This is a genomic window from Actinosynnema sp. NPDC002837 (assembly GCF_040295345.1).
In the GTDB taxonomy this organism is placed as follows: domain Bacteria; phylum Actinomycetota; class Actinomycetes; order Mycobacteriales; family Pseudonocardiaceae; genus Actinosynnema.
In genome coordinates this window covers 55,848-76,947 of sequence record NZ_JBEOVG010000041.1, presented here as the reverse complement: position 1 = coordinate 76,947, position 21,100 = coordinate 55,848, and the positions used below count along the sequence as shown (strand labels likewise).

General features: G+C 73.5%; 15 protein-coding genes and 2 pseudogenes. 4 read left to right on the top strand and 13 right to left on the bottom strand.

The features are described 5' to 3' along the window. On the bottom strand, positions 1-2,046 hold a 2,046-nt coding region (locus ABTZ99_RS25695), incomplete at its 3' end, for a diguanylate cyclase domain-containing protein (protein ID WP_499614646.1). Positions 2,047-2,267: 221 nt separating this feature from the next. On the opposite strand from ABTZ99_RS25695, the gene ABTZ99_RS25690 reads away from it, so the two are divergent. Further along, the gene (locus tag ABTZ99_RS25690; protein ID WP_499614643.1) at positions 2,268-3,380 is read left to right on the top strand and encodes a hypothetical protein; all 1,113 of its coding nucleotides are present in this window, start codon (positions 2,268-2,270) and stop codon (positions 3,378-3,380) included. A gap of 64 nt (positions 3,381-3,444) precedes the next feature. Here ABTZ99_RS25690 and ABTZ99_RS25685 read toward each other — a convergent pair whose 3' ends face one another. The 3 genes from ABTZ99_RS25685 to ABTZ99_RS25675 all read right to left on the bottom strand — a co-directional run bounded on the left by ABTZ99_RS25685 (position 3,445) and on the right by ABTZ99_RS25675 (position 9,582). Further along, complete coding sequence (locus ABTZ99_RS25685; RefSeq protein WP_499614640.1) at positions 3,445-7,437, bottom strand: NACHT domain-containing protein; 3,993 nt, start codon at positions 7,435-7,437, stop codon at positions 3,445-3,447. Positions 7,438-7,549: 112 nt separating this feature from the next. Next, a complete protein-coding gene (locus tag ABTZ99_RS25680; RefSeq protein WP_499614637.1) occupies positions 7,550-8,668 on the bottom strand; it encodes an FAD-dependent oxidoreductase in 1,119 nt (372 codons plus the stop codon). Between the two features lie 161 nt (positions 8,669-8,829). Continuing rightward, a complete protein-coding gene (locus ABTZ99_RS25675; RefSeq protein ID WP_499614635.1) occupies positions 8,830-9,582 on the bottom strand; it encodes a hypothetical protein in 753 nt (250 codons plus the stop codon). 295 nt (positions 9,583-9,877) lie between these two features. On the opposite strand from ABTZ99_RS25675, the gene ABTZ99_RS25670 reads away from it, so the two are divergent. The 3 genes from ABTZ99_RS25670 to ABTZ99_RS25660 are packed head-to-tail and all read left to right on the top strand — an operon-like array spanning position 9,878 to position 12,620. Then, the gene (locus tag ABTZ99_RS25670) at positions 9,878-11,098 is read left to right on the top strand and encodes a riboflavin synthase (protein ID WP_498777508.1); all 1,221 of its coding nucleotides are present in this window, start codon (positions 9,878-9,880) and stop codon (positions 11,096-11,098) included. Next, positions 11,095-11,868: a class I SAM-dependent methyltransferase gene (locus ABTZ99_RS25665; RefSeq protein WP_499614633.1), complete on the top strand. Its 774-nt coding sequence runs from the start codon at positions 11,095-11,097 to the stop codon at positions 11,866-11,868. The genes ABTZ99_RS25670 and ABTZ99_RS25665 overlap by 4 nt, the downstream gene beginning before the upstream one ends. Then, a complete protein-coding gene (locus tag ABTZ99_RS25660) occupies positions 11,865-12,620 on the top strand; it encodes an enoyl-CoA hydratase/isomerase family protein (RefSeq protein ID WP_499614631.1) in 756 nt (251 codons plus the stop codon). The genes ABTZ99_RS25665 and ABTZ99_RS25660 overlap by 4 nt, the downstream gene beginning before the upstream one ends. Positions 12,621-12,742: 122 nt before the next feature. Here ABTZ99_RS25660 and ABTZ99_RS25655 read toward each other — a convergent pair whose 3' ends face one another. The 9 genes and pseudogenes from ABTZ99_RS25655 to ABTZ99_RS25615 all read right to left on the bottom strand — a co-directional run bounded on the left by ABTZ99_RS25655 (position 12,743) and on the right by ABTZ99_RS25615 (position 21,097). Then, a complete protein-coding gene (locus tag ABTZ99_RS25655; protein ID WP_499614630.1) occupies positions 12,743-12,982 on the bottom strand; it encodes a hypothetical protein in 240 nt (79 codons plus the stop codon). 36 nt (positions 12,983-13,018) lie between these two features. Then, positions 13,019-13,072, bottom strand: a pseudogene (locus ABTZ99_RS25650) (hypothetical protein); the annotation flags it as partial. A 70-nt stretch (positions 13,073-13,142) separates the two neighbouring features. Next, the gene (locus ABTZ99_RS25645) at positions 13,143-13,340 is read right to left on the bottom strand and encodes a TIR domain-containing protein (RefSeq protein WP_499614629.1); all 198 of its coding nucleotides are present in this window, start codon (positions 13,338-13,340) and stop codon (positions 13,143-13,145) included. A gap of 374 nt (positions 13,341-13,714) precedes the next feature. Then, on the bottom strand, positions 13,715-15,958 hold the full coding sequence (locus tag ABTZ99_RS25640) for an NACHT domain-containing protein (RefSeq protein ID WP_499614626.1): 2,244 nt from the start codon (positions 15,956-15,958) through the stop codon (positions 13,715-13,717). Positions 15,959-16,281: 323 nt separating this feature from the next. Further along, a complete protein-coding gene (locus ABTZ99_RS25635) occupies positions 16,282-16,773 on the bottom strand; it encodes an adenylyl-sulfate kinase (RefSeq protein WP_499614623.1) in 492 nt (163 codons plus the stop codon). After that, positions 16,773-17,441: pseudogene (locus tag ABTZ99_RS25630) on the bottom strand (phosphocholine cytidylyltransferase family protein); the annotation flags it as partial. The pseudogene ABTZ99_RS25630 and the gene ABTZ99_RS25635, both read right to left, overlap by 1 nt. Positions 17,442-17,463: 22 nt before the next feature. After that, the gene (locus tag ABTZ99_RS25625) at positions 17,464-18,063 is read right to left on the bottom strand and encodes a gamma-glutamyl-gamma-aminobutyrate hydrolase family protein (protein ID WP_499614621.1); all 600 of its coding nucleotides are present in this window, start codon (positions 18,061-18,063) and stop codon (positions 17,464-17,466) included. Beyond that, positions 18,060-20,336 carry a PEP-utilizing enzyme gene (locus ABTZ99_RS25620; protein WP_499614618.1) on the bottom strand — a complete coding sequence of 759 codons (2,277 nt, stop codon included), beginning with the start codon at positions 20,334-20,336 and terminating at the stop codon, positions 18,060-18,062. The genes ABTZ99_RS25625 and ABTZ99_RS25620 overlap by 4 nt, the downstream gene beginning before the upstream one ends. After that, a complete protein-coding gene (locus ABTZ99_RS25615; RefSeq protein WP_499614615.1) occupies positions 20,333-21,097 on the bottom strand; it encodes a class I SAM-dependent methyltransferase in 765 nt (254 codons plus the stop codon). Before ABTZ99_RS25615 ends, ABTZ99_RS25620 begins: the two co-directional genes overlap by 4 nt. Between the last annotated feature and the right edge of the window lie 3 nt (positions 21,098-21,100).

Genomic DNA, 21,100 nt, shown 5'->3' with positions numbered 1-21,100 from the left:
GAACATCGCCGCATCGGCGAAGCGCAACAGGTCGTTGCCCGTCGCACGCGACCCGTTCGGCACCGCCGCCCCGATCGACGCCGACACCCGGACCAACTGCCCGTGCACCGGCACCGCCGTGCGCAACAACCCGGCCACCTTCGTGGCCAGCGCGTCCACCCCGCCGACCCGGTCGAGGTTCTCGCAGATGATCACGTACTCGTCACCGGACAGGCGGGCCGCCGTGCAGCCGTCGGGCAGACCACCCTCCAACCGCCGCGCCAACGCCACCAGCAGCTCGTCACCCGCGTCATGACCCAGCGAATCGTTGACCCGCTTGAAGTTGTCGATGTCGCAGAACAACACCGCGACCTTCGACCGCTCCGGCGACTCCAACAACTCCCCGAGCATCTCCTTGACCAAAGCCCGGTTCGGCAACCCGGTCAGCTCGTCGTGCGTGGCCTGGTACCGCAGCACCTCGACGGTGCGATGGCGATCGGTGACGTCTTCGAAGGCGACCAACCAGGACGGCGCGACGTCGCTGCCCTCCGACGGCCTGATGTGCAGCTCGCAGTACACCGGCTCGCCGTCCGACCGCACCAGGATCCGGCGCGGGTTCGGGCGCGGACCGCTCTCGAACACGCGGGCCGCGCTCAACCACCGACCGTCGTCGTCGGGATGGGTCAACTGCTCCGCGGTCACGCCGCGCAGCTGCTCCAGATCCAGCCGCAGCAGCGCGCACAGGGCCTCGTTGGCGTCCACCAGCCGCTCGTCCTCGTCGAACAGGCCGATGCCGACCGGGGACAGCGAAAGCACGTCGGTGATGAGGCGACTCGGACCGTCGAGGCGGTGGGGATCGAACAGCACCCACTGGTTCGCCCCCTTCCGCTTCGCCGCGTCCAAGGCCACCCTCGCGTCACGGAGCAGTTCCGCGGCAGTGCTCCGCGCGGCCTCGCGCGTGACGATCCCGACCGCGACGGCCGGCACCAGCACGGCGCCGTCGACGGAGATCGGCGCCCCCACCTCCGCCTGGAGTCGACGCGCCAGCGCGATCACCTCGACATCGGCGCCCGGCTCCACCACCGCGACGACGAAGCCGGCGCCCAGAGCGGCGAAGAAGCCCGACTCCGGCAACGCCCGCGCAAGACGGTCACGCGCTACCGTCAGCAGCTCGCGTCCGTGTCCCCGGTCGCGTCCGAGGAGGCCGTCGCCTGCGGCCGGCGCGTCGAGTTCCAGGTGGCACAGCCCGACCCGCGTCGCGGAGCCGGTCAGGACCGCGCCCAGCTCGTCGAGGAACCGGTCGAGGTCGGGCACGCGGTGTGGAGGCACGACACGGGCTCGCGCACCGTCGGCCTCCAGGTCCGCGAGTTCCCGCTCCTGTTCGTCGAGGAGCCGCTGCACCCGGTCCAGGCCCACCGCCGTGTCGTGCAGGACGTCGTCGTGAGAAGGGACCTCGACGTCCGGGTCCGATCCCAGGGCAGGCACGCCTGGGTCGTGGGCGCCGGCGCGGCGCAGCGTGCCCTCCAACTGGACGATCTTCGCCAGGGCGGCTTCGGCGAGCGCGGTCGCGCGACGCCGCTCCTCTTGGGCCTGGCCGAGTTGCCCTTCCGCGCGCCCGCGTTCCTGTTCGGCCGCCGACAGTCGCCGGTGGGTGGCCGCCACCTCGGCACGGTGGCCCGCGGCCTCCGCCAGGTAGCGGTCGCGTTCCTCGGTGAGCTGCGCGATCAGCGCGGACAAGCGGACGAGCACCACTCGGAGCACCATGATCACCTGGGAAGCGCGGTGCTCCACCTGCGCGCTCTCCAGCATCACCCGGCGGGCGTCGTTGAGCTCCTCCATCACGGAGATGAGCTGACGCTGCGCCTGGATGGTCTCCTCCTGCGCCCGCACCAGCCGGACCTGCGCGTCGGGTAGCACGAGATCGTGCGTCAGGCTGATGGTCGCGTCACGAGCGGCTTGCACGATGATGGCCGACGAGGACGCTCGCGCGTGCTGCCCAACCCTGCCGTTGTCGTCGGGTGGACCCTCGTCCGCGCCGTCCTCGACCGGCGGGGCACCGTCATGCATCGCTCGATTGTGCCCCATCCCGCACACCGACGATCCGAACCGAACATGACGAGAGCTCGACCGGCCCGTTCTGCGGCACGCCACCCGGACGAGCCCAGGTGCGGCAACTCCACGGCTTCTCGGCACAAGGACGATCCCAGATTTCTTCCAGCTCGCCACGCCACGCTGTACAGCGTTGAGAGGGGGAGACAGCAATGCTGAAACACTGGAAGGCGTACGGGGTGGGGATCGCCGCGCTGATGGTGGTGCTCGCCGCGCCCGCCCAGGCTCAGCCGGTGGACCAGAGCAAGGCCGCCTTCGCACTCCGGTACGTGGCGAGTCCGAAGATGACCAGGACCGAGGTCAAACTGGAACGGATCTTCGCCGACCCCGGGCGCTTCACGCTCGAATCCGGCGATGAGAGGTGCAAGGGGCCGATCAAGAAAGCCGCCATCAGTTCCCACTACTGCTTCGACACCAACGACGCGAACAGCAGGGAGCCGTGGGTTCCGCAGGGCGTGTCGCACGTGTCCGACGCGAGGAGCGCCGGGGTCTGGCGCGGACGCGAGCCCGTGATCCTCAGCTGGTACCACCGCAAGGGCGAGCACGGCGCGGACGCGGTGCAGCTCACCTTCGTCGACCAGAACCTCAAGTACCGGCACGTCCGGCTGGTCGTCCCGACACGCAACGGCAAGGACTACACCCAGGTCACCGACGTTCACGCGGGTGGTGTGCTCTGGTACGGCCGCTACATCTACGTCACGGAGACCAAGCGAGGCCTCAGGGTGTTCGACACCAACGAGATCTACCGGGGCAAAGGCGCCGACGGCTACGTGATGCCCCAGGTCGGGCGGTGGCAGACCAGGACGGCGAGCGATTCGGACGACTACTGCCGGGGCGCGAATCCGGACCCGCGCTTCTCCTACGTCGGGATCGACCGCACCTCACGGTCGCACCGCATCCTTGTTGGGGAGTACTGCGGAAGCAACGATGGCGATTCCAGGAACGGACGGGTGGTCGCGTACCCGGCCGAGGACGGCAAGCCGGTGACACGTCGGGGGCAGGCCGTCCCGGGCAAAGTCCTGATGCTGCCCGGTCAGAACGTCCAAGGCGTCGCGCACGACGGCCGGTTCTGGTACCTCAGCCAGACCGGGCGGGGCAAGACCGGACCCAGCTACCTGCGCAGGACGAAGGAGAACCCGGCGACCGGCGCGCTCCAGGACGACAAGGTGGTGGAAGCGCCGACCGGCGCGGAAGACCTCTCGCTGGAGCGGGATCGTGGCATGCTCTGGTCGGTCACGGAGTTCGACGACGTCGGCCGCACGCTCTACACGATGTCCAAAACCCTGGGGTGAACCGGAAGGGGACGCGGCCCACGCCGCGTCCCCTTGGTCGGCGTGTGGCCAGGGGTCCTCGCACTCACCGCTCGGGTTCCCACTCCCCTGACGGGCTATCCGGCACCGCGGTCCGGTAGGCGTCCACGGCGGCGTCGGCCATCGCGGCGTCGACGGACAGGTGGGTTCGGGCGTCGGCGAGGTGGCGGAGCGGGTTGTCGTCGTCCGGCACGTCGCGCAACGCCGAGACGGTGGCCGCGGTCGCCTCGCAGAACGACCGCAGCAGCACGGCGGCGTAGCGCAGGTAGGCCGACGACTGCTCCCGCAACTGCCAGAGGTCCTCCGACTGCGGTGGCAGCGACGGGGCGGCGTCGACGTGCCCCGCCAGGGCTTCGGACGTCAGCGGCAACCGCGCCACCTCGGCCAGCCACCGCAGCGAACGGCCGCTGCTCTCGTCCGTGCGACCGGCGAGCTGCTGCACCTGGCCGTGCACCGTGGTGTCGACGTCCTGCCGGATCAGTTCCAACGCGAGCCGCTCGAACCGGTCCGGGCCCAGCTCCGTGCGGGCGTCGTAGAGCTGCCGCACGATCCTGTTCAGGTCACGGGGCAGCCCGCCCGACAGCGCGTAGCACAGCCAGACGAACGGTTCCGGCAGGCGCAGCACCCGTTGCACGAGCAGCCGCCGCGTCTGGGTGAGCGTCAGCCGGCTGACCTGGATCACGTCGTCGAACGCCGAGTCGAACGTCGTGCGCACCGACAGCACCCGGCGCGAGAACGACGTGAGCGCGTCCTGCGACACCGCCACCAGGAAGAACACCCCCTGCACGCCGAACACCGACTTGAGGTCGTTGACGAACTGCTCGGCGGCTTCCGCGGTCGCGATCTTGTCCACCTCGTCGACGCAGATGACGACCCGCGCGTCGGCCCGGTCGGCCCGGCTGCGCAACCGCAACCCGACGAACCCCAGGAACTCCCGGAACTCGGCGACCAACTCCGGGTAGGTCTTCACCTGCTCGGCCCGCTGCCGGGCGACGGCGTTGCCCGCCTCCAGCCCACCGGGCGGTTTCAGCGTCGCCGTGCGCGTCCGCGTGGTCGTCTCCAGGTACCGCAACCCCCGCAGGTGCCTGCGGGCCTCGTCCTCCAACGCGGTGTCCGGCCCCCGCAACCGCGCCCGCCGCCTGGCGAACGCCACCGCACCCACCCCGAGCGGCACGGCCGACACCAGCCCGCCCGCCGCCGCCACCACGGTCCGGACGTTGCCCCCGACCCACTTCGCGGCCTCCACGAGCTGCGGCCACCACACCGCCCCGGCGACGACCCCCGCGCCCGCCGACGCGGTCAGCACCCACCGCAGCCGCGGTAATCGGGACACCGCCGCCCGGTTCGCCGGTTCGGGTGGCACGACCAGCAGGCACAACCGGGTGAACAGGTGCACGAGGAAGTCGCGGCTGTCGTAGTCGGTGGGCGCGGTGACCACGAGCGAGAGGTCCCCGGGCTGCCCGCTGAAGCGCTGGTCGCCGAACATCTGCAGGACGGTGCTCTTCCCGATGCCGCGCGTCCCGCTCAGCCCGATGGCGCCGCTGGACATCGCGTCGAGCATCCGGTTGAGCTGGGCGGAGGTGTCGGTGGGCACGAACTGGGCGCGCTCGGTGAGACCGCCCAACCGCCCGACGGACGCCTCGGGCAGGGCGGTCGCGTAGGACCGCTCGGCCAGCACCTCGACGCGTGCGGCGACGAGCGGGAGGACGCCCTTCTCCACCAGCGCGTCGACGAGTTCGCGGTGGGCGCGCGCCGCTTCCTGCCTGGCCGCGGCGGCTCGCGGGAGTTGCTGCTCGGTGGGCCAGTCGCGGGGATCGTCGGACCCCAGCGCCACGGCCTGTGCCTTCAGGGGCCGCGCCCACCCCCACAACGCCGCGCACACCACCGCCGCGGTTGCGAACGCGATCGTCGCGCCGGTGGACGACGGGTTCAGCACGGGTGAGAGGACCGCGGCGGCGACCAGCGTCACGGTCGACACCGCCATCACGTCGAGCAGGGAGCGCAACCGGGCGTAGTGCCGATGCCCGCTCAGGAACACCCGGGCCGACGAGTCCAGCACCACCACGGCGACGCTCATGGCGATCCACACGGGGGTGCTCGTCGCGGGCGGGAAGACGCTCGCCGCGGTCAGCGTCGCGAAAACCCAGGTGAGGACGAAGTACCACGGCTTCCCCAGCGCGGCGAACGGCACCCGCACCTGCTCGGCGAACCGCCGCTTGGACGCGACGAACCGCTCCCGTTCCCCGGCGGTCGCGGTGACCAGGTCCGTCTGGGAACCCAGGATCTCGCCGACGACCTCGCGACGCATGGTCTCCACGCGCGGCGCCTCGACGACCGCGTGGACCTCCGCCTTGGCCAGGGCGAGGTCCACCAGTTCCTCCCGCATCCTCGACACCATGACGTGCGCCGCGAGGTCGGCCATCTGCCGGGGCAGCGACGCGGGGCCGTACTCGTCCGCGAAGTGCTCCTGGAGCGGGCGGTTGTAGAACCGGAAGGTCGCACCCGAGCGGCGCAGCAGGCCCACGTCCCGCTGGGCTTCCAGGAACGACATCAGGTCGAGCGGCAGCTTCCCCCGGCTCGCCAGCCAGACCCGGCTGAGCGAGTAGCGGAAGTAGGTCGAGAAGCCCGCCCCCACCACGGCCGCCACCGCGCCCGCGGCCGCGGCGCCGGGACCCGGCTCACCGGTTTGCCGGGCGACGACCGCGATGAAAGCACCGGACACCAACGCCCACCCCCACATGCGCCGACGCCGGCCGCGCAGCGAGTCGGTCGGGGTGGCCGCGCGGGCGAGTTCGTCATCGGGTGCCACGTCCGTCGACCGCGCCGACCGCCCGCCCAGCGCGAACATCGCGGTGACCACCAGGACCACCGCGGCCTGGATCGCGACCGCGACGTCCCCGTACACCGCGGTCGTGGCCAGTGCGGCGGACAACCCGACCACGAGGCCCACCGCGGCGAAGACCGGCGACGGCACCGACCGCTTCAGCTCCCACCAGGCGAAGTCACGCGTCTTCAGGCGCTGCAGGTGGTCCGCCAGGAAGCCGAGGTGCCCGATCGCGCGCAGGGCGCGCTCCTCCATGAGGGCCCCTGGGTCGACGTGGACGACGCGGACCAGGCCCGACTCCTGGAGGAAGCGCCGGATCGCGGTGGGCTCACCGAACCGGACCGGGTCGAGCAGCTCGACGGGATCGGACCGGGGGTCCGCGTAGGCGACGATCGCGAGACCGAGGTACACCGGGGTGGCCAACGCCTTCGCGAGGGCGCCGTCCGGCTCGGTGGACAGGTGTTCCAGGACGGGCGGCCACCGCTCGTTCGCGCCCGCCTCCGCCAGGTGCTCCGCGATCTGCCGAGCCGACAGCGGCCTGAGGAAGACGACCTTCACGGCCGGCAGCTCGACGAACCCCTCCGGTCGGGCGGTGAGCACGAACCTCCGCCCGGGGTCCGCCAGCGCCCCCAGGGCGAGCTGCTGCCGGTCGGGCGTCATCTCGTCGAGGCCGTCGAGGACCGGGAGCACGCGGTCCGCGTCGATCAGGGCTCGCGCGACGCCCACCGTGAGCCAACGGTGGTGCTCCGCCAGGTACTCGGCCATCCAGTCGTCCAGGTGGACGGCGCGGGAGTCCCACGAGGCGAGCGGCAGCACCACCGGGACCCGGTCGTGCTCCCCGCTCAGCAGGTCCAGCGCCAGCTGCTGGACGAGCACCGTCTTGCCGGCGCCGGGACCGCCCAGCACCATCACCCGGCCGGCGGGGGTCGTGCGGTACGTCTCGGCGAGGTCGACCCTCCCGCTCCGCCAGTAGGCGGACATCTCGCGCTCGACCTGGGCGCGCACCGACCGGGCAAGTCGCGCCGCGGACTCGTCCAGCCCCGCGGCCGTTCGCGACCTCCGGTCCTCCACGACGCCGTTGACGAGGAGGAACAGGCTGACCGAGCTGCCGCCGACCGCTAGCAGGACCCAGGCCCACAGACCGGGGGTCCGCGCGGCCAGGTTCCCGGCCCCGACCAGCCCGAGCACCCCGGTGATCACCGCGTCTCGCCGCATGTGCTCCGTCCACGCCTCGGTTCGCCCGTACGCAGCGGCTATCGTCGCCGCTCGGGAAGGCGTTTCACGGGGTCGCAGCTCGTCCGGACGTGCGCGTCGACGGTCGCGGCGGTCAGGGGCGCCGGGCCAGCGTCGCCATCGTGCGGCCCATGAGGCCGGGCACGTCGGCGTCACGCACGCCGTCGAGCAACCACTGCCCGAGCTGCACGGACGCGTCGACGACCTCGCGCACGCGCGGGTAGCGGCGGTCGCGGTACTCGGTGAGCACCGCGTCGTCCCAACTGTCCCGAGTGGACAGCAGCTCGGCCAGGACGAGCGCGTCCTCCAACGACATCGCCGCGCCCTGTGCCAGGGTCGGCGGGCACGCGTGGGCGGCGTCACCGACGAGCACCACCCGGCCCCGGTGCCACGGGCCCCGCACCAGCAGCCGGTCGAACCAGGTGTAGTTGATCAGCGACGGGTCGGTCAGCGCGGCCTGGATCTCCGGCCACGGCCCGCCGTAGCCCTGTGCCAGGCGCCGCATCTCCTCGGCGTAGGTGGACGGGTCGATCGCGCCGCGGTCGCGGTTGCGCTCCACCAGGTAGGCGTAGGCGGTGTCCGGGCCGGTCGGGCAGCAGCCGGCGATGAAGCACGGCCCGCCGTAGATCATCCGGGTGTGGTCCAGGCCGGTCGGGCGCGGCACGGCGGCGCGCCAGATGGCCATGCCGGTGGGCGCCGGCCGGTCCTCGACGCCGATCAGCCGGCGGGTGGCGGAGTTGAGGCCGTCCGCGCCGACGACCAGGTCGTACCGCCCGCTCGTGCCGTCGGAGAACGTGACGTCCCCGCGGTCCTGGTCCAAGGCGGTGGCGGTGACGCCCAGCCGGACCGACGCGCCGGACGCGCGCACGGCGTCGATGAGGATCTGCTGGAGCCTGGGTCGTTGCATGCCCACGGTGGCGGGCAGGTCGTCACCGCCGATCCGGCCGCCGGGGTGCACGGCCAGCACCGCGCCGGACGGGGACAAGAGGCTCAGCTCGTCGAACGGGAACCCCTGGCGCAGCACTTGGTCGATGACGCCGACCTCGCGCAGCACGTGCAGCGCGTTGCCCTGCACGGTGATGCCGGACCCGGCGGTGGCGTTCCAGTCGGGCTTGGCCTCCACGAGGTCGACGGCGTGCCCGGCGCGGCGCAGCAGGACGGTCAGCGCGTTGCCGGCGGTGCCACCGCCGAGGACGAGCACGGTGCGGGTCATCAAGGCTCCTCGGGTTGCGGGACGGCGTGGGGTGTCGCGGCACGGCGACGGGTTTCACCGGCGAGCCGATGGTCTCTTCACTTGTCGAGCACTCGTGGCCGTGGAGGGCCGCGAGCGGGTGGTCGGTGACGCGTCACCATCGGACATGTTCGTGGTACCGGTCAGCGGTCGTGGTCGCTGGACCGGAGCCAGCCGTAGTGTCCGGGCAGGCCCCACCGCTGCCATTGGTCCCAGCCGCGGCCGGGGTACCACCAGGGGCCGTCCTCCCCGCGATCGAGGCAGTCGTACGCGATCAGGGCGTCCCGTGCTGTCTTGCACTCCGGGTGCGCCCGGCTGAAGTGCTCGACCCTGGTCTTCGCGCGCAGCGTCCATTCGGGTACCGGAGTCGCGGGGTCCTCGGTGTGCCACCACGTGAACCAGGCGTCCTCGCCCCAGAGCAGCTCCGTCGCCCACTGGCACGCGAGCCGGACGACACCGCCCTGCGCGTTCGGGCCGCCGGCGGTGTCGAGGCGCGCCAGCCACGGCCGCAAGTCGTCGTACGCGCACGCGAGTCCGCCCAGCAGGTCCACAAGATCGTCGGTGGGCCAGCGCTCCAGCGCGTCCAGCAGTGCGGCGACCAACGCGTCCTCGGTGGCACGGCGTTCCTCGTCGGGCCAGCTCGCCAGGTCGGCGTAAGACGGACCGAAGGCCCGCAACGCCAGACCCGGATCAACCTCCTTGGCGCGCACCAGGAAGATGAGGCGGAGTGCGAACCGCCGGTACAAGGACTGCCATTGCCCGCTGGACCAGTGGTCGTGGGAGTCGGCCGCGATCGACTTGACCAGCCTGTCCGGCACGGCGTCGGCGCCGCCTCCGAGCAGGACGGACAAGTCCTGCTCGGAGTAGCAGCGGGCACAACCGGCGGAGAGGTCCACGGCTTCATCATGTCGCACATCCGGCGGCGCGAGGCGGCCGAGCGCGTCGGACGCCGGATCAGCGCGTGAGCCCCTCGCACCTGCGTTGATCTTGGCGGGTGCGCGGTGGTATACAGGGTCTTGGTGCGATTCCAAGGTGTGGTGGTGACAGCCCACCAGTTCCGCCCGTCGCGGCGGGACGACTCGGTGCGACTCCGAGGCCACGCGGTGAGACCCCGCTCCCTCTCGGGCCTGCGTCCAGGCCCCTGGTTCCGCGCGCGGAGGTGCCACCTCCCGCTGTCGAGAGGCGAATCGCATGTTCACCGGACACATCCACGAGGTCGGCACGGTGGCGTCCGTCGACCGGGGCCGCATCGAGGTCAACGCGCCCAGGACCGCCACCACCGCGCCGGGCTCGATCTGCCTGAACGGCGTCGGGCTCACCATCGACCAGGCCGAAGGGGCGCCGGACGTGCTGGCCGCGGTGCTGTCGCCGGAGACCCGGCGCAGGTCGACGCTCGACGGGATCCGGCCCGGCACGCGCGTCAACGTGGAGTCGCCGCTGGTGCTGGGCGACCGGGTGGGCGGTCACCTGGTGCAGGGCAACGTGGACGCCGTGGGCAAGGTCGTCCGGGTCGACGAGGAGACGACCTCCAGGCGGTTGTGGATCAAGCCGCCGGAGCGGTTCCTCCCGTTGGTCGTCCCGAAGGGGCAGATCGCGGTCGACGGCGTCAGCCTGACCGTCGCCGAGGTGGCGCGCGACCGGTTCTCCGTGGCGCTGCTCCCGGTGACGTTGCGCAACACCACGCTCGCCGACCTGTCGGCCGGTGATCGCGTGAACCTGGAGCCCGACCTGGTCACCCGCCTGGCGCAGCGCTGGCCCGCCGATCCGGGACGTGCGGTGACCGAGGCGGTCGCGGCGCTGCCGTGGTCGGGGCGCCGCTCGGGCGCGCGGGGCGTGCAGGAGGCCCTCGCGCAGCTCGCCGCCGGCGGGGCGGTGGTGGTGTGGGAACCGGACCTGGAGGGTGAGGGGGACGTGGTGTTCGCGGGTGCGCACCTGCGCCCGGAGGCGTTCGTCTTCCTGCTCACCCAGGCCTGCGGTCACTCGACCGTGCCGTGCGCGCCCGAGGTCCTCGAGCGGCTGGAGATCGGTCCCATCCCCGGTCCGGGCGACCGGCACGGCACCCGCCAGCACGTCCCGGTGGACCTGGCCGCCGGGACCGGCACCGGCGTGTCCGCCGCCGAACGCGCGGCGACCGTGCGCCGCCTCGCCAGCCCGCACGCCGTGCCGGGCGACTTCGTCCGGCCGGGCCACGTCTTCCCGCTCGCCGCACGTCCGGGAGGGCTCGCCGAACGCGGCGGTCACACCGAGGCCACCGTCGCCCTGTGCGTCGCGGCCGGGCTGCCACCGGTGGGGGTGTGCTGCGAGGTCATGAACCCCGACGGGACCATGGCGAAGGCCGCGGACCTGGAGGTCGCCGCGCTGCGCTGGGGCCTGCCGCTGGTCGACGTGGACGACCTGAGGAAGTACCTGTGAGCACGGCCGGACGCGACCTCTACGACGACGACCGGTTCTTCGCGGGGTACCGCCTGCTGCGCGACTCGGCCGCCGCGATCAACGACGTCGTCGAGATCCCCGCCCTGGACCGCGTGCTCCCTCCCGTGGCGGGCGCCTCGATCGTCGACCTGGGCTGCGGAACCGGCGCCCTGGCCCGCCGGCTGGCCGACGCCGGGGCGGCCGACGTCCTGGCGGTGGACTCGTCCCGGCGGATGCTGGCGCTGGCCACCCCGCACCCGCGGGTCCGCCTCCTGCGCGCCGACCTGGACGAGCTCGCGCTGCCCGCGTGCTCGGCCGACCTGGTCGTCAGCAGCCTCGCCCTGCACTACGTCGCCGACTACCCCGGCCTGGTCGGGCGCGTCGCCCGGTGGCTGCGGCCCGGCGGGCGGTTCGTCTTCTCGGTCGAACACCCCGTCTGCACGGCCGCCGACCCCATGACCGGGTGGTTGCGGACCGAGCACGGCACCGTGTGGCCGGTCGACGACTACGCGCGGGAAGGGCCGCGGACCCAGCGCTGGATCATCGAGGACGTGCGCAAGCACCACCGGCGGCTGACCACGCTGGTCGGCGCGCTGCTCGCCGCAGGCCTGGAGCTGACGGGCATCGACGAACCGGTCCCGGACGACGCCGCGCTCGCCGAGCACCCCCGGCTGGCCGAGCACCTGCGGCGACCGCCGCTGCTCGTGCTCGCCGCCCGCCGCGACCACGGCGGTTCGGCGTCGGATCCTCCGGGAAGGGGAACGTGGTGATCGAGGTCGACGTCGTGGACGGCATCGGGGTCGTGCGGCTGGTCCACGGCAAGGTCAACGCCCTGGACCTGGAGCTGTGCCGGGCGATCACGCGGACGATGCGCGACCTCGACGACCGGGACGCCGTCCGGGCCGTGGTGGTGACCGGGACCGGGCGGGTGTTCTCCGCCGGTGTCGACCTCAAGCGCGTGGTCGACGGCGGGGCCGCGTACGCGGCCGAGTTCCTGCCCGCGCTCAACGCCGCCTTCCGGGCCGTCTTCGACGTCGGCAAGCCGGTGGTGGCCGCGGTCGACGGGCACGCGATCGCCGGTGGCTGCGTGCTCGCCGCCGCCGCCGACCACCGGATCATGGCCGGCGGGACCATCGGGCTGCCGGAACTGCGGGTCGGCGTGCCGTTCCCCCAGTCGGCGCTGGAGATCGTGCGGTTCGCGATCGGGCCGGTGGCCGCGCACCGGGCCGTCTTCGCCGGCGTCAACCACGGGCCGGAGGCGGCGCTGGCCCTGGGCCTGGTGACCGAGCTGTGCGACCCGGACCTGCTGCTGGACCGCGCCTCGGCCGCCGCCGCGGCACTGGCGCGCGACATCCCGGCGGACGTCTTCCGGCACACCAAGGCCCAGGTGCGGCACGAGGTGAACGAGCGACTCGACCGGGCCACCGACGCGGCCACCCTGGAGCTGTGGACGACGGCCGCGACCGACGGCCGGATCCAGGCCTTCCTGGACCGGACGGTCGGTGGCCGGTCCGAGCGGTAGCGGCGGGGCACGACGCCGTGCCGGTCGCCGATGCGCTGGCGCCGGAGGACGCGGCGGTGACCGTTCAGCCGCAGACCTCCTGGTAGGGCACTTCCGGCACGTAGCGCTGCCCTCCTCCCGGGTCAGCGGACGCCGGGTGGTGTCGCACAGGGTCTTCGCGATGTCGCCGGTGTAGCCGAGGTCCACTCCCGCACCGAGTGGTCCTCGCCCGCGCCGGCCAGGCACAGGCGCCAGCCGTCCTGACCGCAGGAGAACTGGTTGCGGGCCTGCTCGGGGTTCCACCCGTAGTCGCCGCCCGTGGCCATGGTCCGGCCGTCCGGGCTGAACGCGGCGGCGTACACCGGGCCGACGTGCCCGGTCATCGGCTGGTTCGCCCGCAGCCGGCCGCTGACGTCCCACAGCCGGACCGTGCCGTCCTGCCCGCCGGTGGCCAGGGTCCCGCCGCACCGGGAGACGTCGTTGGTGGCGCTGGAACGTCTCGCGCTCCCGGTTGGTCAGCCAGTGCTCGACCTCCCGCCCCACTCAGACCGACGCGGCGGCCCGCGGGGAGGCCATGAGGATGAAGTACCGCGACGAGTCCAGCGCGTTCTCGATGGTCCGCCACAGGTCGGGGTTGGCGCCCAGGCTGGTCTGGTCCCGGAACACCCGCAGCGCCCTGGGCCGGTACCAGCGCTTGGCGAACCGGTGCAGGCCGCGTTGCACGTCGGCGGCCAGCCGCATGTCCGCTCACCTCTTCGTGGCCGCCGACGACCACCGCCCACCGCTCGGCGCCGACCGGACTCGCCGGCGTGACCACGACCGCGCGTCGCCGGGCACACCCCGTCTACCGCTACCGGTTCCAACTGCCCGGGATCAGGGACCGGCGCACTCCCCCGCGACGGGCTTGGCCGCGAGGTCATCGGCGCCGATGCCGGTGGCCGGGCCGAAATCGTTGGGCCGAACAGGTTGTGCGCTCACCGAGCACGCGGACCACCTCCCGCCGCTTCGCCCTGGCCCACTGGCGAACGGCGTCGCCGCCCACCGGGGTGTGGCCCGATACCCCGTCCAACCACGGCGGGAGCCGGAGCCCTGTTCCGCGCCGGGGTGAACCCCGCTCAGCCCGGATGAGCGGCCGGCGGCGCGTCGGGCGTGCCGGGCTGGGCGCGCGTCGGACCGGGGTTGACGGCCGCCGCCGCCAAGTGGCTTTGCAGCGTGCGGTGCAGGAAGGCGTGACCGTCGAGCCTGCGGCGGGTGATGATCCGCTCCTCGGTGTGCGCCAGGAACGCCTCGACGTCGCGCGGCAGCATCCCGGCCCGCACCACCAGGCGCAACGCCGCGCGGTGGCTCCACCAGCCGTGCATCGACACGGCGAACCCGACCAGCCAGATGCCCGTGATGCCGGCGATCGTCGCGTGCAGCAGCGCGGGGCGCAGTGGTTCGGCGACCGAGCCGCTGAGGACGTGCGCCGATCCCAGCACCAGCAGTGCCGCCGCGCCCGTGCCAAGCCGCACGACCAGCGTGCGGCGAGCGGCCGAGGCCCGGCGACCGTGCGGGGTGGTGCGGGCGACCGCCTGGTCCGGCAGCGTCAGCACGCCCGCGGCGAGCCCGGCGGTGAGGCCCGGGATCAGGCCCAGCAGGAGGCCGTGGAAACCGTCCATCCAGCCGAGGTTGCCGCCCACGGTGCCGATGGCCACGCCGATCGCCACACCCGTCAGGAGCACCCGCACGAACGAACCCTGCGCCCCGCGCCAGTCCAGCCGCCAGTGCGCGGACACGAACCGGGCGCGGACGAGCCGGGACTCGCCGGCCTCCGGCACCTTGCCCGCGGATCGCCAGTACACCAGCGCGGTCGCCGACAGCACGCCGGCGCTCACCACGCCGGCCACCGCACCTGCGGTGATCGCGGCGTGGCCGATCACGGCCGCGGCGCAGCCCACCGCCGCCGCCAGGTAGGCCCGGGTGAGTTCTGCGCCCGCCGACCGCTCGGGCCGGCTCAGCCAGGACAGGTTCAGCCCGTCGACCGTGAACGTGTCGCGCCCGGCCGACTCCATCAGCACCGCCAGCCCGCGCATGTGGTGCAACGACTGCCCGTCGCCGTACGAAGCGGTGCTGGTGAGACCTCGTTGTCGGGGCAGGGCTTCGGTCAGGTAGGCCGACCACAGCCGGTCGAGGTCGTTGTCGATCAGCTCGCGGACCAGCGCGTCGTCGACGTGCCTGCCCCGGTAGGTCAGCACGGCCACGGTCAGCGTCAGCGGGGTGTCGAGCAGCCGCACCAGCTCCGGGTTGCGGTCGCACGCCGCGCGCAACGAGGCCAGCTCGGGCCCCGCCTCGCGCAGGTAGTCGTCGACGTCGAGCGGCCGCAACGGCTCGATCTGCACCGCGACGCCGAACTCGAGCCGCCTGCCCGACTCGAAGTACTCGTCGACCCGGCTGCACACCACCATGCCCGCGTTGAGCCGGGAACGCAGCAACGACAGCACCTCCACGCACCGCCTGCGGTCGTCCAGGTCGCGGATCTCGTCGAGCCCGTCCAGCAGCAGCACGACCGGGCTGCGGTCCGCGCGCAGCCAGCGCCGCACCCGCTTCGGCGGCACCTGGTACAGCCGGCCGATCTCCCACGCGAGCCACTCCACGGCCGTGTCGACGGCGAGCTCGAGCTGCGCCTGCTTGGCCTCGGTCAGGCGTTGCTGCCGCATCGCGAGGTCCTCGGCGCTCTCCTCCTCGCCGTCCTCGGCGGACCTGGGCCGCAGCAGCGCCCGGTGCAGGCCGGCCAGCTTGTACGGATCCACCTTCCAGCTGCTGCCCGACAGCGACACCACGATCGGCACCGGGCCGTCGGGATCCGCCAGCAGGTGTTCGGCGAGCCGCAGCAGCTGGGTGGTCTTGCCGGCGCCCGGCGCGCCCAGCACGACGAGCCTGCGCGCGGTCCTCTCGTCGGCGAAGATCTCCACGATGCCGGTCAGGGTCGGGGTTCCGACCACGCGCAACGGGCCGGTGATCGCGTCGCGGCGCTCGGCGAAACCGAGCTTCGCGGGCACGATCCGCTCCAGCGACCGCGCCAGGAACTCGTCGATCCAGACGACCTTCATCCGCCGCCGCAGGTCGTCGAGGTGGCCGTCGGCGCGCGGGTCGAACGCCTGGTCGGCCACCGCGTCCAGGGTGCGTTCCCGTCGTTGCCACGCGAGGCCGCCCGCCACCAGGGTGACCAGGGCGAAGACGCTCAGCGCCAGGCCGGTGTTCTGCTTCATCCACGTCTGGCCGGGCAGCGGGTTCTCGGCCACCCAGTCACCGAGCGGGGCGAAGTAGGCGGCGGCCACCGCGGTGAGGACGACCGCGAACACCCAGCCGCGCCTCCCCATCGACCCCACCTCCGCCGCCGGTGTCGTTCGGCACGGGCCCGAACGTTCGGTTCGGGGCACGAGCCGGACGGTGATCATATCGGCACGAGCGCCCGCGGGCGGTGTCTCCCGCGAAGCCGCGGTCGTGCGGTGGGACGAGGGTGGCCGAAGGTGCGAACCGCATCGGCGGTCGAGGTGATCGGGCCCGCAATGCCTCGGTCACCGCCCGACTTCCGCGTTCGCCGTGTCGACCCAGCGCTCGCCGCGTTCGACGAACCGGTCCGGCAGCGCCGTCGACGTCCGCTCGTCCACCCTGGTCCCGAAGTCCCGGGTGCCCGGCGCGATCAGGTGCCTGTCCTTTCCACGAGTGCGAGGACGCGGTCTGCCACGTCGTCCGGTCGGGTGGTCGTGGTGTCGACGGCCAGGTGCAGCGACCGCGGGAACTCGGCGGCGATGTCCACGCCGACGACTCCGGTCCGGCGGTAGACCTCCGAACGCCCGCGCAGCGCCTCCGGCGACTCGCGCAGCCACACCTCCAGGTAGCCGGGCAGGTGCTCGCGGTTCCACTCGTGCACGGCGTGGAACAGCGACACCGTCGCGCACACCACCAGGTGGCCCTGCGAGGCGATCTCGGCGGCCGGCCGCGCGTAGACCATCGCGAGCCGGCGGCGTTCGGCCGGCTCGAAGCCCGGCCCGGCGGCCAGCGCGTGCCGGACGCGGTCGCCGTCGAGCAGCACGGGCGGCCGCCCGGCGCGCACCAGCCGCTGCCGCACCAGCTCGGCGGTGGTGGTCTTGCCGACGCCGGACAGCCCGGTGATCCACACGACGCCCGCCATCACGTCCCCTCGTCCAGCGCCTTGAGGACGTCGCGCCCGGCGGCGACGTCCGAGGGGTGGTCGAACTCGAACCACGGCCCCGCCACCGGCACGGCGGTCACGGTCAGCTCGCGCACGAGCCGGCCGGTCAGGTCGAGCACCGGCACGTGCGCCGCGGACGCGGCGGACCACCCGTGCGGCGTGAAGCGGAGCAGTCCGGTGTACTGGCCCTGCACCTCGGCGGTGGTGTTCGCGCGTCCGCCGATCTCGACGACCCGGTCGCCGTCGAGCCGGAACGTCTCCGCGTCCGCGAGCGGGTCGGCGAACCTGCCGCGCCACAGCGGTTCCCAATCCGGGTCGTACACCACGGCCACGTCGCCGCCCGCGGTCGCGAGCCGGCGCACCGACTCGGCCGAGTACACGATGTCGCCGTAGCTCACGACCACCGGTTCGCGGGTCAGCCACTCGGCGGCGGCGGCGAGCGACTCGACCATGGTCGTCGAGGACCAGCACGGGTTGTGGAACCGGGTCAGGTCGTGGCCGTCGAAGGCCTCCGCCCGCCGGCCCGTGACCACGCCGATCTCGTCGGCGCAGGCCCGCAGGGCGCGGACTCGCCGGTGCAGCAACGAGGACCCCTCGACCTCGACGAGGCACTTCGGCCGGTCGTCGGTGGCGTCGCCGAGCCGGGACCCGCGGCCGGCACGAGCGCCTTCACGACACCTCCAGCAGCCCGCGCACGAGGGCCACGTCCTCCGGCGCGTACTCCGGCTCCCGCTCCGGGTGCCACATCACGCCGACCAGTCGCGCGTCCCGGTGCCGCACCGACTCCACGACCGGTCCGCACACCGCCTCGACCACCAACGGGTCGGCCACCGCGTCCGCGCCGAAGCGGTGGAAGCTGTTGACCTCGCGCCGCCCGCCGGAGCGGAAGTCCACCTCGTGGCGCACGCCGACGTGCCCGGCGACGGGTCGCAGCGACGTGCCGAAGTGGTTGAGGATCGCCTGCATCCCGCGGCACACGCCGAGCACCGGCACGTCGCCGGTCAACGCCCACCGCAGCAGCCGCCGCTCGGTCTCGTCCCGCCGCGGCGCGGTCCCCCCGTACGGGACGAGGTCGCCGCCGCCGGTGAGCACCAGCCCGGCGAGCCCCAGCTCCCGCGCCGCGCGCACGGCGTGCGGCGCGGAGTTCGGCAGCGGCACCGCGACCACGCCGCACACGGCGAGGAACTCCACCCACCGCACGTCCAGCGCGTCACCCTCCTCGCCGTGCTCGTCCTGCACGGCCCGCTGCGTGATCCCGACCGCCTTCACGTCACCACCCCCACGTGTCCCGCACCCGCGTCGACCTCCAGCGCCGCCGCGCCGAGCCACGCCCGGAACTGCGACTCCCCCACCCCGATGACCGCGGGCACCCCCAGTTCCAGCGCGCGGATCGCCATGTGCGAGTTGACCCCGCCGAACGCGGTCACCAGGCCCGCGACGCCGCGGGAGAACAGCCAGTCGTAGCCGGGGTCGGCGCCCGCCACCAGCGCGATGGCGCCCTTCGGCTCGTCGCCGGCGTCGACGTCCGCCACCCGCGCCACCACCCGGCCGCGCGTGACGAAGTTCGGCCGGGTGGCGGGCACCAGGAAGCCCCACACGTCGTCCGGTCCGGTGATCAGCGGCGGCAGGACGACACCGCGGCTGACCGCGTGCGCGGCGCGGCCGCGTTCCACGGCGTGCTCCAGCGAGTTCGAGCCGATCTCCTCCACGTCCACGTAGGACATCTCGTCGGCCGAGAACCCGTGCCGCGAACCGAACTCGCGCACGCCGACCAGCACGTCGCTGGGCACGGCGGTGAACTCGAACTTGGGGCGCTCCCGGCCGCGGATGGCCGCGCCGACGAGCGCCGGCAGCCGGTGCGCGTCGAACGTGAAGCCGGCCTGGCGGATGAGCCGGTCGATGGCGCGCACCTGGCCGGGGCCCGGCCGGAACCCGCCGGCTCCGGCGACCGGCGGCCGGGGCGCCGACCAGTCGAAGTAGCGGTCGGGTTCCTCGTCGTAGCGCGGCGACAGGATGTCGTAGGCGCCCGGCCGCAGGTGCCCGTAGCGCTTGAGGAACGCGGTCTTCCCCATCGAGGCGAAGTCGCTCTTCAACTCGCCCGCGACCAGGCCGAGCCCCGCGACGAACGCGGCCCGCTCGTCCTCGCTGAACACGCCCGTCGCGACCAGGTCGCCCAGCAGCTCGGTGGCCACGAACGCCGCCCGCGCCAGCCCGGCGAACGGCGGCGTCCCGTGCGCCACGCAGGTGTCGAGCATCGCGGCGATGCCCGGCGCGCAGCACCCGGGCTCGTGGTGGCCGCACCCCGGTCGGGGGTCGAGCAGCCGCAGGGAGGCGAGGTTGCGCTCCCACAGCGGACCGGACACCATCCGGTCGGTGAGCTCGCGCAGCGCCTCGCGGAACGCCCGGTGCTCGCGCGTGGTCAGCCCGGCCTCGGCCACCGCGTCCACCCGGTCCGGCCGCAGGCCCAGGTTCGAGACCACGACCTCCGACTCGACCTTGTCGTGCAGGTGGGGCCGGTCGACGAGCCGTTCGAGCCAGTGGTCCACCAGGTGCGCCGCCAGGTCGTCCGGCAACCCCTGCGGCAGCAACGAGTTCAGGCTCACCCGCACGTCGACGTACGGCAGGCCCGCGAAGTCCACCAGCAGCGGCACCCCGCTCAGGTCGCGGTAGCCGTACCGGCGGCGGGCGCGGGCGTACACGTCGTCGGTGATCAGCCGTCGGTACAGCGACGACGCCAACGGCCGCGGTCGCAGGCCGATGATCTCCGCCGGGTTCCAGTCGGGCATCACGCCGAACACGGTGCGCTTGCCGACCACCGGCCCTCTCGCCGACGACCGGCTGCCGATCACCGCGGACACGCGCTCCAGCACCCGGCGGTGCGCCGCGGCGGGCACGGGCGCGGCGGCCACGACGAGCGGGCGGACCTGGAGCAGCACCAGCGCGCCCGAGGACCGGACGGCGAACTCGACCTCCAGGCCGTCCACGCCGGTCAAATCCGCCGGCTCGCGCAGCAGCGCGGTCACGCCCGGCAGCGGCGCGTCCGGGCCCCGGTCGGTGCCGTACCAGGTGTTCACCCCGCCGACCCGGCCCGCGGTCACCGCGTCCGCCCCCGCGCCCTCGACCCAGTCGACCACCAGGTACGGCGCTCCCCCGCTCGGGTCCCGCCCGCACGCCACGCCGCTGAGCACCCCGTCGCGCACCTGCGGCTGCACCAGTACCTGGTCGTCGGGCCGCTCGCCGTCGTAGGAGGCGAAGACGCGGTCGACGCCGTCGGCGAGCTGCGCGCGGGTGTGCAGGCCGGGCAGCGTCCGGAACCGCCCGGCCTGCGAGCCGTGCGCCGAGTCCTCGGTCCCGGCGCTGCTGCGCGCCATCAACGGACCGCGCGCCCACGGGCGCCGCAGCACGTCGTCGAGCACGCGTTCCCGCTCGGCCTGCCGGCGGCGCAGCGGGAAGCACGCCAGGGGCGGCACGTCGGCGCGGGTGACCAGCGGCGCCAGGCGCACGAGCGACTCGGCCTTGGTACCCAGGCGGACGCGGGTCACGGGCGGTCCTCCCCCCGACGGCGCGCGACCCACGCGACGGTCTCGTACGGCACGGAGACCCGCGCGCCCGCTTCGGTCCGCACCAGCTCGCGGATCTCCCGCAGCACGGTCTCGAAGCGGCCGCCCGCCTGCTCGCCGAGCGTCCAGTGCGAGCGCCACAGGTCGCACCACGCCTCGGCGTCGAGGTCGTAGACGGTCCGGCCGGAGATCCGCACGGGCCCCTCGAACAGCCCGCTCTCCTCGATCACCGTGCCCTGCTCGGACCGCCGCACGCCGTACCGGAAGTCCGGCACGTGCGACTTGATCAGCTCCTCGATCCGCGCCTGGAGCGGGTCGTCCAGCTCGCGGTGGTTCCACAGGCACACGAAGTGGCCGCCGGCGCGCAGCAGCCGGGCCGCCTCGCGCAGCGCGACCCCGCGGTCGGTGTGGTCGAACGAGCCGCCGTAGCTGACCAGCGCGTACCGCCCGGCCGGCCGTCCGGTGTCCTCGCCGACGCCGGTGTGCCAGCTCACCGAGCTGTAGTCGGCCGTGCGGCGCTGGCCGAGCACGCGCATGGCGTCGTTCGGCTCGACCGCGTCCACCAGCAGGCCGCGGTCCAGCAAGGGCTGGGTGAGGTGCCCGGAGCCGGCGCCGATGTCGCACGCGATGTCCCCGAAGCCGACACCGGCCACCCGGACCACCGCGTCGATCACGGTGGTGACGTACTCCGGCCGACCGCTGTAGGTGGACGCGTACTTGCCGAAGTCGAACTTGATCGGCATGGG